The organism is Streptomyces sp. NPDC052052 (assembly GCF_040680455.1).
In the GTDB taxonomy this organism is placed as follows: Bacteria; Actinomycetota; Actinomycetes; order Streptomycetales; family Streptomycetaceae; genus Streptomyces.
Map to the genome: position 1 here is coordinate 1 of NZ_JBFAWU010000030.1, position 14,447 is coordinate 14,447.

The 14,447-nt window shown below is 72.9% G+C and carries 12 protein-coding genes; 8 read left to right on the forward strand and 4 right to left on the reverse strand.

Going from position 1 to position 14,447, the window contains the following annotated elements; genetic code table 11:
• Positions 1 to 148: 148 nt before the first annotated feature.
• From AB0L71_RS29035 to AB0L71_RS29065, 7 genes are all read left to right on the forward strand, one after another.
• Positions 149 to 1,321: a MalY/PatB family protein gene (locus tag AB0L71_RS29035; RefSeq protein WP_365248437.1), complete on the forward strand. Its 1,173-nt coding sequence runs from the start codon at positions 149 to 151 to the stop codon at positions 1,319 to 1,321.
• Positions 1,322 to 1,467: 146 nt separating this feature from the next.
• A complete protein-coding gene (locus AB0L71_RS29040; RefSeq protein ID WP_365248439.1) occupies positions 1,468 to 3,033 on the forward strand; it encodes an MFS transporter in 1,566 nt (521 codons plus the stop codon).
• Positions 3,034 to 3,092: 59 nt separating this feature from the next.
• Positions 3,093 to 3,506, forward strand: a complete 414-nt coding sequence (locus AB0L71_RS29045; protein WP_365248441.1) for a DUF3151 domain-containing protein — start codon at positions 3,093 to 3,095, stop codon at positions 3,504 to 3,506.
• Positions 3,507 to 3,683: 177 nt separating this feature from the next.
• The gene (locus tag AB0L71_RS29050) at positions 3,684 to 4,532 is read left to right on the forward strand and encodes a tryptophan 2,3-dioxygenase family protein (protein WP_365248443.1); all 849 of its coding nucleotides are present in this window, start codon (positions 3,684 to 3,686) and stop codon (positions 4,530 to 4,532) included.
• Positions 4,525 to 5,715 (forward strand): kynureninase, encoded by a 1,191-nt coding sequence (gene kynU, locus AB0L71_RS29055; protein ID WP_365248445.1) that lies wholly within the window; start codon positions 4,525 to 4,527, stop codon positions 5,713 to 5,715. The genes AB0L71_RS29050 and kynU overlap by 8 nt, the downstream gene beginning before the upstream one ends.
• A gap of 166 nt (positions 5,716 to 5,881) precedes the next feature.
• The gene (locus AB0L71_RS29060) at positions 5,882 to 6,757 is read left to right on the forward strand and encodes a prolyl oligopeptidase family serine peptidase (protein ID WP_365248447.1); all 876 of its coding nucleotides are present in this window, start codon (positions 5,882 to 5,884) and stop codon (positions 6,755 to 6,757) included.
• 66 nt (positions 6,758 to 6,823) lie between these two features.
• Positions 6,824 to 8,062: a cytochrome P450 gene (locus AB0L71_RS29065; RefSeq protein ID WP_365248449.1), complete on the forward strand. Its 1,239-nt coding sequence runs from the start codon at positions 6,824 to 6,826 to the stop codon at positions 8,060 to 8,062.
• Between the two features lie 27 nt (positions 8,063 to 8,089).
• Here the strand turns inward: AB0L71_RS29065 and AB0L71_RS29070 are convergent, their stop codons facing one another.
• The 3 genes from AB0L71_RS29070 to AB0L71_RS29080 form a co-directional block, all read right to left on the reverse strand.
• The gene (locus AB0L71_RS29070) at positions 8,090 to 8,419 is read right to left on the reverse strand and encodes a hypothetical protein (protein ID WP_365248451.1); all 330 of its coding nucleotides are present in this window, start codon (positions 8,417 to 8,419) and stop codon (positions 8,090 to 8,092) included.
• A 76-nt stretch (positions 8,420 to 8,495) separates the two neighbouring features.
• Positions 8,496 to 10,403 (reverse strand): hypothetical protein, encoded by a 1,908-nt coding sequence (locus AB0L71_RS29075; RefSeq protein WP_365248453.1) that lies wholly within the window; start codon positions 10,401 to 10,403, stop codon positions 8,496 to 8,498.
• 39 nt (positions 10,404 to 10,442) lie between these two features.
• Positions 10,443 to 11,297: a diacylglycerol kinase gene (locus tag AB0L71_RS29080; protein ID WP_365248455.1), complete on the reverse strand. Its 855-nt coding sequence runs from the start codon at positions 11,295 to 11,297 to the stop codon at positions 10,443 to 10,445.
• Between the two features lie 185 nt (positions 11,298 to 11,482).
• Between AB0L71_RS29080 and AB0L71_RS29085 the strand changes: the two genes are divergently transcribed.
• Positions 11,483 to 12,766: an adenylosuccinate synthase gene (locus AB0L71_RS29085; RefSeq protein ID WP_365248457.1), complete on the forward strand. Its 1,284-nt coding sequence runs from the start codon at positions 11,483 to 11,485 to the stop codon at positions 12,764 to 12,766.
• 88 nt (positions 12,767 to 12,854) lie between these two features.
• Here the strand turns inward: AB0L71_RS29085 and AB0L71_RS29090 are convergent, their stop codons facing one another.
• The gene (locus AB0L71_RS29090) at positions 12,855 to 14,333 is read right to left on the reverse strand and encodes a helix-turn-helix domain-containing protein (RefSeq protein WP_365248568.1); all 1,479 of its coding nucleotides are present in this window, start codon (positions 14,331 to 14,333) and stop codon (positions 12,855 to 12,857) included.
• Positions 14,334 to 14,447: the final 114 nt, after the last annotated feature.

Below are 14,447 nucleotides of genomic sequence, written 5' to 3' on the forward strand. Positions count from 1 at the left end.
AGTCCGCGCAGATCGCGCTGAGTTTCCTGCGGTCGCACGGCGCGGAGCTGGAGCTGCCGGTCGCGGATCTGAAGGACCGCGGCGTGCCCCGGTACCCCCTGGGGTGCCGGGCCCACGGCATGTCCGAGAGAAGGCGAGAGGGATCGTTGTGAGTTCCAGTGCACGCTATGACTTCGACACCGTCGTCGACCGCCGGGGCACCTGGTGCGTCCAGTGGGACGGGGTCGCGGACCGGTTCGGGGTGGACGGGCTGCTGCCGTTCACCATTTCCGACATGGACTTCGAGACCGCGCCGGAGGTGCTGAGCGCCCTGCGGGCCCGGCTGGACCACGGGGTGCTGGGCTACACGACCTGGCAGCAGGACGACTTCCGCTCCGCGATAGCCCACTGGTACGAGACCCGGTACGGGACCCGGATCGACACCACGCAGCTGGTGTACGGACCGTCCGTACTCAACCAGCTCTCGCAGCTGCTCCAGATGTGGACGGCCGAGGGGGAGGGCGTGGTCGTCCACACCCCGACGTACGACGGTTTCCGCAAGGCGATCACGGGGCTCGGCCGCGAGCTGCGGGGTGTGCCGATGGGGGACATGGCGGCGCTGGAGAGCGCGCTCGCCCGCCCCGACAGCAAGATTCTGCTCGTCTGCTCGCCGCACAATCCGACCGGCCGGGTGTGGACGGAGGCCGAACTGGCCGAGATGGCGGAACTCGCCGCGCGGCACGGGGCCGCGGTGATCAGCGACGAGATCCACGCGGACTTCACGCACCAGGGGCACCACGTGCCGTGGACGCGGGTCGGCGGCGAGCGGCGCTGGGCGGTGATCACCTCGGGGTCGAAGTCGTTCAACTTCCCGGCGCTGACCGGTTCGTACGGGCTGATCGGGGACCCGGCCGACCGGGCGGAGTTCCAGCGCAGGATGGAGACGGCGGAGGGGCTCGCCTCCCCGGCGGTGCTGTCCCTGACCGCGCACATCGCCGCGTACCGGGAGGGCGCGGCGTGGCTGGACCAGGTCCGCGGGTATGTCGTGGAAAACCTGGAGCTGGTCGCCAGGCGGCTGGGCGAGGAGCTCCCGGAACTGGGGTGGGAGCCGCCGCAGGCCGGTTATCTGGCCTGGATCGATCTGCGCCCGGCGGGCGTCGACGACGACGAGGCCCTGCAGCGGGTGCTGATCGAGCGCGAGAAGGTCGCGGTGATGCCGGGGACGTTCTACGGGGCGGACGGCTTCGTCCGGCTGAACGTCGGCTGCCCGCGGTCCAAGGCCGAGGCGGGCGTGGAGGCACTGATCCGGGGGGTCCGGGCAGTGACGCGGGACAGGGCGTAGAGCCGGGGCGCAGGGGCGGGGCCCTGCGCCGGGGGACCACGGGTGGGTGCTGCGGCGGGCGCCGTGGGCCGAGGCGCCCGCCCGACCGGACGGCACGACAGGGCTCCCCGATGGCCGCCCCGGTGCGGAGCGCCGATGCTGCTCGTATGCCTGTGCCTGACGCCGCTCCGGGAGCCATCCGCGTCGCTTCCGCCACCGGACGCCGCGTCGTTCTCGCCACCGTTCTCGGCTCCAGCATGGCCATGCTCGACTCCACCGTCGTCAACATCGCCCTGCCCCGGATCGGCAGGGACCTGGGCACCGGCCTGGCCGCCCTCCAGTGGACCGTCAACGCCTACCTGGTGACCCTCGCCGGGCTGATCCTGCTCGGGGGCGCCCTCGGCGACCGGTACGGGCGGCGGCGGATCTTCACGATCGGGGTGGTCTGGTTCACGGCCGCGTCCGTGCTGTGCGGCATCGCGCCGAACGCGACTGTCCTGATCACCGCCCGCGCCCTCCAGGGCGTCGGCGGGGCACTCCTCACCCCCGGTTCGCTGGCCCTGATCCAGGCGAGCTTCCATCCGGACGACCGGGCCCGCGCGGTCGGGCTGTGGTCGGGGCTCGGCGGGGTCGGGGCCGCCATCGGGCCGTTCGTCGGCGGCTGGCTGGTCGACGGGCCCGGCTGGCGGTGGGTGTTCCTGCTCAACGTGCCGCTCGCCGCGGTCTGCCTGCCGGTGGCGCTGCGCCACGTACCGGAATCGCGTGACCCCCACGCACACGGGCGCTTCGACGCCCTGGGCGCCGCGCTCGCCGCGCTCGCCCTCGCCCTGGTGACCTACGCGCTGATCGAGGCGCCGGCCCAGGGGGCGTCCGCGGCGGTGATCGGGGCGGCCGTCGGCGGCATCGTCCTCGGGACGGTGTTCGTGCAGGTGGAGCGGCGGCGGGCGGAGCCGATGCTGCCGCCGTCGGTGTTCGCGTCCCGGCAGTTCACCGCCGTCAACATCATCACCCTCTGTGTGTACGCGGCGCTCGGCGGCTACTTCTTCCTCTCCGCGATCCAGCTCCAGGTCGTCGCCGGGTACTCGGCCCTCGGCGCGGGCACCGCGCTGCTGCCCTCGACCGTGCTGATGCTGCTGTTCTCCGCCTCGTCGGGTGAACTCGCCCAGCGCATCGGGCCCCGCATCCCGCTCACCGTCGGCCCTCTGATCGCCGCGGCCGGAATGCTGCTGATGCTGCGGGTCGGTCCGGGTGCGAACTCCGTCCCGCGCTACTTCACCGATGTGCTCCCCGCCGTCGGTGTGATCGGCGTCGGGCTGGTCACCCTGGTGGCACCGCTCACCGCGACCGTGCTGGCCTCCGTGGACACCGCTCGGGCCGGACTCGCCAGCGGGATCAACAACGCGGCCGCCCGCGCCGCCGGGCTGATCGCGGTGGCGGCCCTGCCGCTGCTCGCCGGAATGGGCCCGGAGGCGTACCGGAACCCCGGCGAGTTCGCCGAGACCTTCCGACGGGCGATGCCGATCTGTGCCGGGCTGCTCGTGCTCGGCTCGCTGATCGCCTGGGCAACCGTGCGGAAGCCTCCCGCCCGCGCGGACGAGGAGAGGCCGGCACGCCCCGCCTGCACCGTGCACTGCGGTGTCGCCGCCCCGCCCCTGGAGCCCCGGTGCGAGCAGGCGGGGAAGGCAGGGAAGGCGGGGGAGGCGGGCGCGGCAGGGGAGACGGACCGGCGCTGAGCGCCCGGCGAAGCGCCCGGGGTACCCCCGGCGTGCGCGGGCCGGGCACACTGGAACCCATGTCGATCCACGAGAACCTGCTCGGGGGACCTCCTCCGACCCATCTGCCCGACGACCCGGAGCCGCGCGAGCTGCTCGCGAACGGCACGGCCCCCGCCGACGTCGCCGCGAAGTACCCGGCCTCCTCCCTCGCCTGGGCGCAGCTCGCCGACGAGGCGTTCGAGGGCGGCCGCGTCGTCGAGTCTTACGCCTACGCCCGCACCGGCTACCACCGCGGCCTCGACGCGCTGCGCCGGGCCGGCTGGAAGGGCCACGGCCCCGTGCCGTTCGAGCACGAGCCGAACCGCGGCTTCCTGCGCGCCCTGCACGCCCTGGCGCGGGCCGCGCAGGCGATCGGTGAGCAGGAGGAGTACGAGCGCTGCTCGACGTTCCTGCGCGACTCCTCGCCGACCGCCGCCGAGACCCTCGGTTAGTGCCGCAAGAGGCGACGTTTGCCCCGTCGCGACGCTCGGACCCCGCAGATGCACCCGCGTCTGCGGGGTCTGCGCGGTACCACAGCCTCCGTTTAGGATGCGGGCAGGGGACCGGAGCTCCACCACCTCACGGAAGGGGCGGACCGCTACCCGGAAGCTTGTGTCGAGGAGACAGCAATGTCGACGATCCACCCCGACCCCGAAGCCACCGGTGCGGACTCTCCGCACCTCGACTTCGCGGGCACGACTCCGTACGAGGACTACGTCCAGGCGGATGTCCTGACCCATCTCCAGCACCTTCGCTCCGACGATCCGGGCGAGATGGTCTTCCTGGTCACCACCCAGGTCATGGAGCTGTGGTTCACCGTCATCGTCCACGAGTGGGAGACCGCCGCGCACGCCCTGCGCGAGGACCGGCTGTCCGTCGCACGCGACGCGCTCAAGCGCTCCGTGCGGGAACTGGAGGCACTCAACGCCTCCTGGACGCCGCTCGCCCAGCTCACGCCCGCCCAGTTCAACTCCTACCGCGGCGCCCTCGGTGAGGGCTCCGGCTTCCAGTCGGCGATGTACCGGCGGATGGAGTTTCTGCTCGGCGACAAGTCCGCCTCCATGCTGGTGCCGCACCGGGGCGCGCCCCGGGTCCACGCCGAGCTGGAGAAGGCACTCGGCGAACCGGGGCTGTACGACGAGACGCTCGCCCTGCTCGCCCGGCGCGGTCACGCCGTGCCCAAGGACGTGCTCAACCGGGACCTGACGCAGAAGTACGAGCCGTCTCCCGAGGTCGAGGCCGTCTGGGCGGAGATCTATGCCAACCCCGACCAGCACGACGATCTGGTCCGGCTCGGCGAGGCGCTGACCGACGTCGGCGAACTGGTGTGGCGCTGGCGCAACGACCATCTCGTCGCCACCCGGCGCGCGATGGGCTCGAAGACCGGTACCGGCGGCTCCGCCGGCGTCGCGTGGCTGGAGAAACGGGCCACGAAGAACGTCTTCCCCGAGCTGTGGACGGCGCGCAGTCATGTCTGAGACCTTCGCCGCGCGGGCCGCCGCTCTCGACAACGCCGACCAACTCGCCGACCTGCGCAAGCTGTTCACGCTCGACGACACCGTCTACCTCGACGGCAACTCGCTGGGTGCGCTGCCCGTTCACGTACCCGCCCGGATGCAGGAGGTGCTGTCCCGCGAGTGGGGCGAGCTGCGCATCCGGTCCTGGGGCGAGAGCGGATGGTGGACCGCGCCGGAGCGGATCGGCGACCGGATCGCCCCGATCGTCGGAGCCGCCGCCGGGCAGATCGTCGTCGGCGACTCGACCAGCGTGAACGTCTTCAAGGCGGTCGTCGCCGCGACCCGGCTGGCGCCGGAGGGCCGTGACGAGATCCTCGTCGACGCGACGACGTTCCCCACCGACGGGTACATCGCCGCGTCCGCCGCCCGGATGACCGGCCACCGGCTTGTCCCGGTCGCCCCCGCAGAGGTGCCGGACGCCCTCGGGCCCCGCACCGCGGCCGTCCTGCTCAACCATGTCGACTTCCGCACCGGAAGGCTCCACGACCTGCCCGGACTCACCGCCGCCGCGCACGCGGCGGGCGCCCTCGCCGTCTGGGACCTGTGCCACAGCGCGGGTGCCCTGCCCGTCGGCCTGGACGTGCACGGCGTGGACCTCGCGGTCGGCTGTACGTACAAGTACCTGAACGGCGGCCCCGGTTCACCCGCCTTCCTGTACGTCGCCGAGCGCCACCAGGCAGGCTTCGACTCACCGCTGCCGGGGTGGACGTCGCACGCCGACCCGTTCGCCATGACCTCCGGTTACGCCCCCGCGGACGGTGCGGTACGCGGCCGGGTCGGTACCCCCGACATCCTCTCCATGCTGGCGCTCGAAGCATCGCTGGACGTGTGGAACGGGGTGTCCGTCGAGGCGGTGCGCGCCAAGTCCCTGGCGCTGACGGACTTCTTCCTGGAGTGCGTCGCCGCCTATCTGCCCGAGGGCCGCGTCACCTCCCTCACCCCGGCCGCGCACGCCGAGCGCGGCAGCCAGGTCGCGCTGCGGTGCGAGGACGCGGAACCGGTGATGAACGCGCTCATCGCGCGGGGCGTCGTCGGGGATCTGCGGCGGCCGGACGTGCTGCGGTTCGGCTTCACACCGCTGTACGTGGGGTTCGCGGACGTGGAGCGGGCGGCGCGGGTGCTGGACGAGGTGGTGAGGGGCTGAGGCCCTTCGCTCGGATCAGGCAGTCCCGGAGGTCCGGAATCCGGAATCCTCTGCCATGATCCGTCCATGATCCATCGGCGGGGACGGGGCCTTGTGTACTGGTACCGTCCCCGCAGATCAGGCCAGTTGGGTCTGTCGGACTCGGATACGGACGGGTTGGAGCAGCATGTCGGATTCTTCCGCGCGTGATCGGGACGCCGCCGAGACCGAGTCGGCTTTCTCCCATCCACCGGTCGCCCCCGACGCGACTGCCGTCTACGGCAGCCACCCGGACCAGCTGATCGACTTCTACGCCCCGCGCGACGGCCGGACCGGTGTGCCGGTCGTGGTCGTTCTGCACGGCGGTGCGTGGCGGGCACCGTACGACCGCCGGCATGTGTCGCCGTTCGCGGACTTCCTGGCCCGGCGCGGGTTCGCCGTCGCCAGTGTCGAGTACCGGCGCGGCAGCGAGATCCCGCAGCAGCGCGGTTCCGGCCCGGTCGCGGGCCGTTGGCCGGAGACCTTCGACGACGTCGCCGCGGCGATGGACGCACTCCCGGCCCTGCTGGCCCGGGAACTCCCGCAGGCCGACGTCCGGCGGACCGTCGTCACCGGGCACTCCGCCGGCGGGCAGCTCGCCCTGTGGGCCGCCGCCCGGCACGTACTGCCTCAGGGCTCGCCGTGGCGGCTGCCCGCACCGCCGCCGCTGCGGGGCGTCGTGGCGCTCGCGCCGATCGCGGACTTCGCCACCGCCGTCGAGCTGGACGTGTGCTCGGGGGCGGTCGGTCAGTTCCTCGGTCGCGCGGAGGACTTCGAGGAGCGGGCCCCGCACGCCGACCCGGCCGTGCTGCTGCCCACCGGGATCGCGACGACCGTGGTGCAGGGCATCACCGACCGCGATGTGCCGAAGGCCGTCGCGGAGGCGTTCGTCGACGCGGCGGCGAAGGCGGGGGAGACGGTGGGGCTGACCCTGCTGCCCGACGTCGGCCACTTCCCGCTGATCGACCCGGCGAGCGACGCGTGCGCGGTGGTGGCGGAGGAACTCGCCCAGCTGGCCTGGTGACTGCCCGCCGGCCCGGTGGCCAGGGCCCCGGGGCGGCCGGCCGACGGGTCCGGGTAACGTCCGCATATGCAGCTGTCCTCACGTTCTGCGGCCGACGCCCCCTTCGCGTCTTTCGATCCCTGGTCCCCGGCCTTCGTCGCCGACCCGTACCCGGCCTACGCCGCACTGCGCGAGGCCGGCCGGGTGCACTACTTCGAGCCCACCAACCAGTGGCTCGTCCCGCACCACGCCGATGTGTCCGCGCTGCTGCGCGACCGCCGCCTGGGCCGTACGTATCTGCACCGCTTCTCCCACGAGGAGTTCGGACGTACGCCGCCCCCGGCCGAGCACGAGCCCTTCCACACCCTCAACGGGCAGGGGCTCCTCGACCTGGAGGCCCCCGACCACACCCGGATCCGGCGCCTGGTCTCCAAGGCCTTCACCCCGCGTACGGTCGAGCAGCTCGTCCCGACCGTCCGGCGACTGGCCGCCGAACTGGTCGACGCGTTCGTCGAGGCGGGCGGCGGCGATCTGCTCGGCGCCGTGGCCGAGCCGCTGCCGGTGACCGTCATCGCCGAGATGCTCGGCATCCCGGAGGCCGACCGGGCACCCCTGCGGCCCTGGTCGGCGGCGATCTGCGGGATGTTCGAACTGAACCCGTCCGACGAAACGGCCCGCGCCGCCGTCCGTGCCTCGCTCGACTTCTCCGCCTATCTGCGCGAACTGATCGAGGAACGGCGCAGGCGCCCCGGCACGGATCTGATCTCCGCCCTCATCGCCGCCCACGACGAGGGCGAGCGGCTGAGCGAGCAGGAGATGATCTCCACCTGTGTGCTGCTGCTCAACGCGGGCCACGAGGCGACCGTCAACACCACCGTGAACGGCTGGTGGACGCTGCTGCGCCACCCCGAGCAGCTGGCCGCCCTGCGCGCCGACCACGGGCTGCTGCCGACGGCGATCGAGGAGCTGATGCGGTACGACACCCCGTTGCAGATGTTCGAGCGCTGGGTCCTCGACGACATCGAGATCGACGGCACCGTCATCCCGCGCGGCTCCGAGGTGGCCCTGCTCTTCGGCTCCGCCAACCGCGACCCGGCCCGCTTCGAGGCCCCCGACACCCTCGACCTGGCCCGCCGGGAGAACCCGCACATCACCTTCGGCGCGGGCATCCACTTCTGCCTGGGAGCCCCCCTCGCCCGGGTCGAACTGGCCGCCTCCTTCGGCGAGCTGCTGCGCCGCGCCCCGCGGATGCGGCTGGTGTCCGAGCCGGAGTGGAACCCGGGCTACGTGATCAGGGGGCTGAAGGAACTGCGCGTCGAGCTGTGACGGGCCGGGCCGGTGTGCTGTGCGGCGTCAGCACACCGGCCCGCAGGTACTCGGTGGCCCCGCCAGCACGTCGAAGGCGACTCCGAAGCCGACAAGAGCCGTGAGGAGCACCGCCGCCCCGAGCGCCTGCCGCCACTTCCCCCACAGGAGGGCGAAGAGCGTGACCCCGGCCGTGATGCCGCCGAGCATCATGACCGGCAGCCCGAGCCACAGCACGTTCCACTCCGCCTCGCCCTCGAAGCCCCCGAAGATGCCGCGCCGGCCGTAGGGGGCCCAGGCGAGCATCCCGGCCGCCCCGCCGATCAGGGCGATCAGGCAGCCGGCGACTCCGCGGATGGCTTCGCGTCGGTGTTCCATGATCCAGAGGACGTGCGTGCACCCCGGGGAGGTTGCACGGCGTGGCAGCCCCCGACGATCCCTGGTCCCCAACCCGTCACACCGGGCCGGGGACCAGGTGAGCCAGGGCGTCGAGAGCGCCGGGGTCGGAGGCGTCGATGTCTTCGTACAGACCCTTCGGCCAGTACGGGCGCCCCTCGATCCAGGCGACGACCAACGGCTGCCCGTCGCACCATCCGTGCAGCTCCGCGATGCCGGTCGGCGCGGGCAGCCCGGCCCACGGGGCCTTGTCCGGCCCCGGCGGCAGGAGCCGCATCAGACCCTCCGGCGTGGGGTCGTCGTCGGTCCCGTCGTCGCCTGCCCCTCCGGCCGCTCCCTCGGTCGGGAAGAGCACGAGCACGGGCCCGTCGGTGGCGCTCGACTCGTCGTACAGCAGGGCGTACCGCCGGGTCCGGGTTTCGGGGGCGACCACCGCACGGGCCATCCGGCGTGCGAGCGGGATGCCGGAGCCGATCGTCCGCCAGGCGAACCAGAGCCCCAGGACCCCGCTCGCCACGGCGAGCCCCCGTGGCAGGTCCGGGACCATGCCGGCGCCCAGGGCCCAGCACAGGACGGCGATGGCGCCCGCGTACCCCAGGAACCACAGGGTCGCCGCGGTTCCGGCGACACGCCGCAGCATGGGCACCCGCCACCAGATCACCTGCTGCCCCAGCCGCACCTCGCCCACCGCCCGCGGCGCCACCAGGTCCGGGCCGCGCAGCCCGGCCTGCCGTTCCGCCACGGCGGCGAACGCGGCGTAGCCGGCGGGCACGGGCTGCGCGGACTCCGTGCCGGGCCGGTCGTCCCGTCCGGCGTCCGGCTCCTTGTCCACCCAGGGCCGGTCGGGCAGCGCGTATGCCGGCGGTCCCTGACCCCGCGGCCCGCGCCTCCGTACGACGACCAGCCGGACCACACCGCCGACGACGCCGACCGCGACGAGCGCCAGCCCGCTGAACCCGACGCCGTCCGTCACGGCGAACGCCGGGGTGCCGCGCAGCTCCGCGTCGTACAGATCGCCCTTGAACGGCGGGTACGAGACGACATAGCCGCTCTCGTAACCCTCGACGGGGCCCCGGTACGGTGCGCAGTGGAACGGCCCCGTACGTGTCCCGCCTCCGTAGGGATCGGTCCACCGGACGACGCAGCGGCCGTCGCCCCGCTCACCGATGATCGTCAGGTCGACCAGCGGGTCGTGGTCGGACGCCACCGACCAGCCGGTGGCGAGCGCCACCAGGAGGCAGCCGACGACGCACACCCAGCGGAAGATCCCCCGCCACCAGGGGCGCCGCCTCCGCGCCTGCCCCACCGGGGCCGCGACCTCCGGCGATCCGACCCGGGCCGCACCCTCCGGCACGATCTGTGGCCCGCGCGGGGCCGGGCGCGTGAGCAGGCCGCTGACCTGCGGACGGGCCGCGATCGAGCGCGCCCGACGGCCGCGTACCGGCCTGGCCCAGATGAGTTCCGTACCGCCGGGTGGTGCCAGCACACCCCCCCTACGGGCATCACCGCACCACCACAGCACCCCGCCGGGACCGTTCAGCAGGGAGAAGCGCCACTGAGTGGTGTACGGCGCCAGCGCCAGCAGCTCACCCGGTTCCGGTCCGCCCAGCACCACGACGGCTCCGCCGCTGCCCCGCTGCTGGGCGACCGAGGTGTGGGCCGTCCACGGTCCGGCGCCGAGCACCCGGCGCATCCGCCCCGCCCGGTGCCTCACCACGGCCCCGCCCACCAGCAGCGCGATGCTCAGCCCGGCGAGCGTCGGAACCACGGACCACCCGGTGACGAACACCCCGGGGAACACCACCGAGCACAACGCTGCCGCGCCGCCGCCGAACCAGCGCCAGGCCGAAGCCCGGTACCGCTCCAGTGCGTCCGCCGTCCCCGGCAGGTCCAGCGCGGCCGGGGCCGCCCGGCCCGCATCCGCGCCCACCACAGGTCTGTCGGCATCGCCCGAACTGTTCGCCATCCCCAGCCCCCGCCCCTCCGCCCGGCTCGGCCCCGGAGACTACCCCTCGCCCGTCGGCAGCATCAGCCCCCAGACACCCGCTCGCACCGTCCATGTCCTGGTCCGGACCGGGCCGGCGACCTGGATGTCCGCGCGGTAGCGGAAGTCCGGGCCGGAGACCGTGACGGTGTTCGCCTCCGCAGTGACCGGTTCGGACGCCGACGGGCGGATCACCAGCGTCGCGCGGCCCCCGTCGCCCTGCGAGGCCACCGTCACCGACTCCACCGGACGGTCCAGGCCGTTCAGCAGGACCCCGTCCGCCTCGACGCGCAGCCGGTACGTGGGCGGCGCGGCGGGGGGCGCCGACGGGGCCGGGTGCACCAGGGAACGGGCCAGGGTGCGGCAGGTGTCCCAGACCGCCGTGACCCCGGTACGGGGGGCCACCGCGTCCCGCGGCACGCCCGGCGCCGGAATGTGCAGCGTGCCCAGGACCACGCCGTCGCTGTCGTCGACCAGCAGGTCGAGCTTGTGCACGGCCCCGTCCAGCGCGGTGCGCGCCGCCGCCACCGGGCCCGGTGGCACGCCGAGCGTGCGCGCGAGGTCCAGCGTGCCCGCGGCGCCGACCGGGATCAGCGAGAGGGCGGTCGCGGCCGGATCCCGATCCCGGTGCAGCAGGGCCACCGCCCGCCGCAGCGCGCGGTCGTCCCCGACCACCACCGGTCGCCGACTGCCCCGCCGGGACAGCGCCCGATCGAACTCCTCGGGGCCGTCCGGCAGGCAGATCTTGGCGTGCGAACCCGCGCTGAGCACGTCTTTTGCGATACGGACGGACTCGCCGTCGGTCCGGCGGGCTACCGGGTCGATGACCACCAGCAACTGGTGCGCACCGTCGCCGGGGGGCTGGGCAGCCGACACCTCGGTCCTTCCTCGGGTAGCATCTTGGTGCAACAGCCCCTTGCGCTATTGCGCCAGGGGCTTCGTCTATACCGGGGCACCCGGTTCGATGGTTCAGGCCCTGTCGTACACCGTCGTACGACATGTACGACGGTTACGTACGCCCCTGACCTTGGACATGCCCCGCCCGGAAGGGGTGTACGCCTGTGCCCGCACTTGTGCTGCTCGGTGCTCAGTGGGGTGACGAGGGCAAGGGAAAGGCCACCGACCTCCTCGGTGGATCCGTGGACTATGTGGTGCGCTACCAAGGCGGCAACAACGCCGGCCACACGGTGGTCGTCGGTGACCAGAAGTACGCACTTCATCTCCTCCCTTCCGGAATCCTGTCGCCGGAGTGCACCCCGGTCATCGGCAACGGTGTCGTCGTCGACCCGGCCGTTCTGCTTGCCGAGCTGAGCGGGCTGAACGAACGCGGCGTGGACACGTCCAAGCTGCTGATCAGCGGTAACGCCCATTTGATCACTCCGTACAACGTCACCGTCGACAAGGTGACCGAACGCTTCCTCGGCAAGCGCAAGATCGGTACGACCGGCCGGGGCATCGGCCCGACCTACGCCGACAAGATCAACCGCGTGGGCATCCGCGTCCAGGACCTCTACGACGAGTCGATCCTGGAGCAGAAGGTCGAGGCGGCCCTGGAGCAGAAGAACCAGCTCCTGGCCAAGGTCTTCAACCGCCGCGCCATCGAGTCCGGCAAGATCGTCGAGGAGATGCTCCAGTACGCGGAGCAGATCAAGCCGTTCGTCGCCGACACGACGCTGATCCTGAACGACGCCATCGACGCGGGCAAGGTCGTCCTCTTCGAGGGCGGTCAGGGCACGCTGCTCGACGTCGACCACGGCACGTACCCCTTCGTCACCTCGTCGAACCCGACCGCGGGCGGCGCCTGCACCGGTTCCGGCGTGGGCCCGACGAAGATCAACCGGGTCATCGGCATCCTCAAGGCGTACACCACCCGCGTCGGCGCCGGCCCGTTCCCGACGGAGCTGCTCGACGAGGACGGCGAGGCGCTGCGCCGGATCGGCGGTGAGCGCGGTGTCACCACCGGCCGTGACCGTCGCTGCGGCTGGTTCGACGCGGTGATCGCCCGGTACGCGACCCGGGTCAACGGTCTCACCGACTTCTTCCTCACCAAGCTGGACGTGCTGACCGGCTGGGAGCAGATCCCGGTGTGTGTCGCGTACGAGATCGACGGCAAGCGCGTCGAGGAGCTCCCGTACAGCCAGACCGACTTCCACCACGCGAAGCCGGTCTACGAGATGCTGCCGGGCTGGTCCGAGGACATCACGAAGGCCAAGACCTTCGCCGATCTGCCGAAGAACGCGCAGGCGTACGTGAAGGCGCTGGAGGAGATGTCCGGCGCCCCGATCTCCGCCATCGGCGTCGGCCCCGGCCGCACCGAGACCATCGAGATCAACTCCTTCCTGTAGGAGCGGCGAGCACGCGAAGAGGGCCGGGACGGCGCGTTCCGGCCCTCTTCGCGTGCTCGGCACCGGCCGGGCACGTCCCCGTTCCGGTTCACCCGGCGGCGTCGGATCCCGCGAGGTCCAGGGACCGGAACGCCAGCCACAGGTCGTAACGGGCGCTCGGCGTCCGGAGCAGGGAACGCTGAAGGGCCGATTCGAGGCGGGTGAGACGCTTGCGGGCCCCCGGCACCGAGATGCCCAGCGCCGCGGCCGTCGGGCCCAGCTGGGCCTGGCAGTCCAGCCAGGTACGGAGGGTGGTCAGCGGGTCGGCGGCGGTCCGGGAGGAGCCGGGTTCGGTGAGCGGGCGCAGTTGCTGGGCGGCCCACTCCTGGACGGCGGGTCCACGCAGGATGTCGTCGAGTCGGTGGGGCGGTGCGGGCGCCACCGCGTCCGGGCCGGTCGGCCGGTGCACGGTGGGTGTGGCGCGGATGCGCAGGGCCAGGTCGAGGGCGGCCTGGTCGGCGACCTGGTTCAGGTCGAGACCGAGCACCTCGCCGATCAGCCGGAGCCGCGCGGCCAGTGTGTTCCGGTGGATCTTCAGGTGCTGGGTAGCGTGCGAGGAGAACGCGAGCCAGGAGGCGAGGGTCGCCGCGAGTTCCTGACTGCCCGGATCGTGGCTGCGCCGCGGCAGATGGGTGAGCAACGGGTTCAGCAGCGCGTCCGCCCACTGCGCCCCGGCCCGCCCGACGGCCAGCGCGGCCTCCGGCGCCGAACCGAAGCGGGCATGCCGGCCGGGCAGGCCACGGGCCACGGCCAGGGCGTGGAACGCCTGGCGGTACCCGGTCGCGGTGTCGGACAGCGGTACGTCCTGGCTCGCACCCACGACGCACTCGTCGACCCGGTCGGCGACCCGGAGGCCGAGCCGCGGTTCGGCCGTGTCCGGCTCGGCCGGGACGATGAGGATCAGGTGGTGCGCGTACACCGGACACCGGATGATCCAGGACCGGCCGCCCGAGAGGTCGGTGCAGATCCGCGCCACCTCGTCCCGGCGGCCGGTCGGGCACTCCACGACGCACACCCGCACGGGGTCCGGCAGCGTGGGCTTCAGCGCACCCGCCACCTGGTGGGCGATGGACAGCTGACCGGTCATCAGTAGATGCAGCACCGCTTCCCGGCTGCGGGACTCCGCCAGGTCCACCCGGCGGCGCTTGCGCTCCACGGTCTCCGCGGTCCAGCACAGGGCGAGTGGCATCGAGGCGTCGGCGAGGAGCGTGGCGAGTCCGTCGGGCAGCGGACGCGGGGCGACGACGGCCAGGACCGGGGAGGAGGCCTCCGCGGGGCCGTCCAGCGGGAACAGCAGGGCGGTGTGCGGCCCCTGGTCGAACGAGAGGGACCGTGCCCCGCGCGAGGCGAGTTCCTTGGCCCCTTCGGCGGCTAGCGCGGCGGCCTCCACGCCCATGCGATCCGGGGCCCTTGTCACGCCGTGCAGCACGGTGCCGTCCCCGTCGACCAGCCCGGCCCAGCCCTCCGCCCGGCCGGACACCCAGCGCAGCAGCTCCTGCGAGCCGCCGGACCGGGCCAGCCGGTACATCTGCCACACGTCTGCGGCCCGTTCCCGCACGTGCACGTAGCCTCCGTTCGTCCTTCTGTGTCCTGCCGGAACCGGAATGGAGCGTATCGGCCTGGCTGTGCGGACTGATACCTC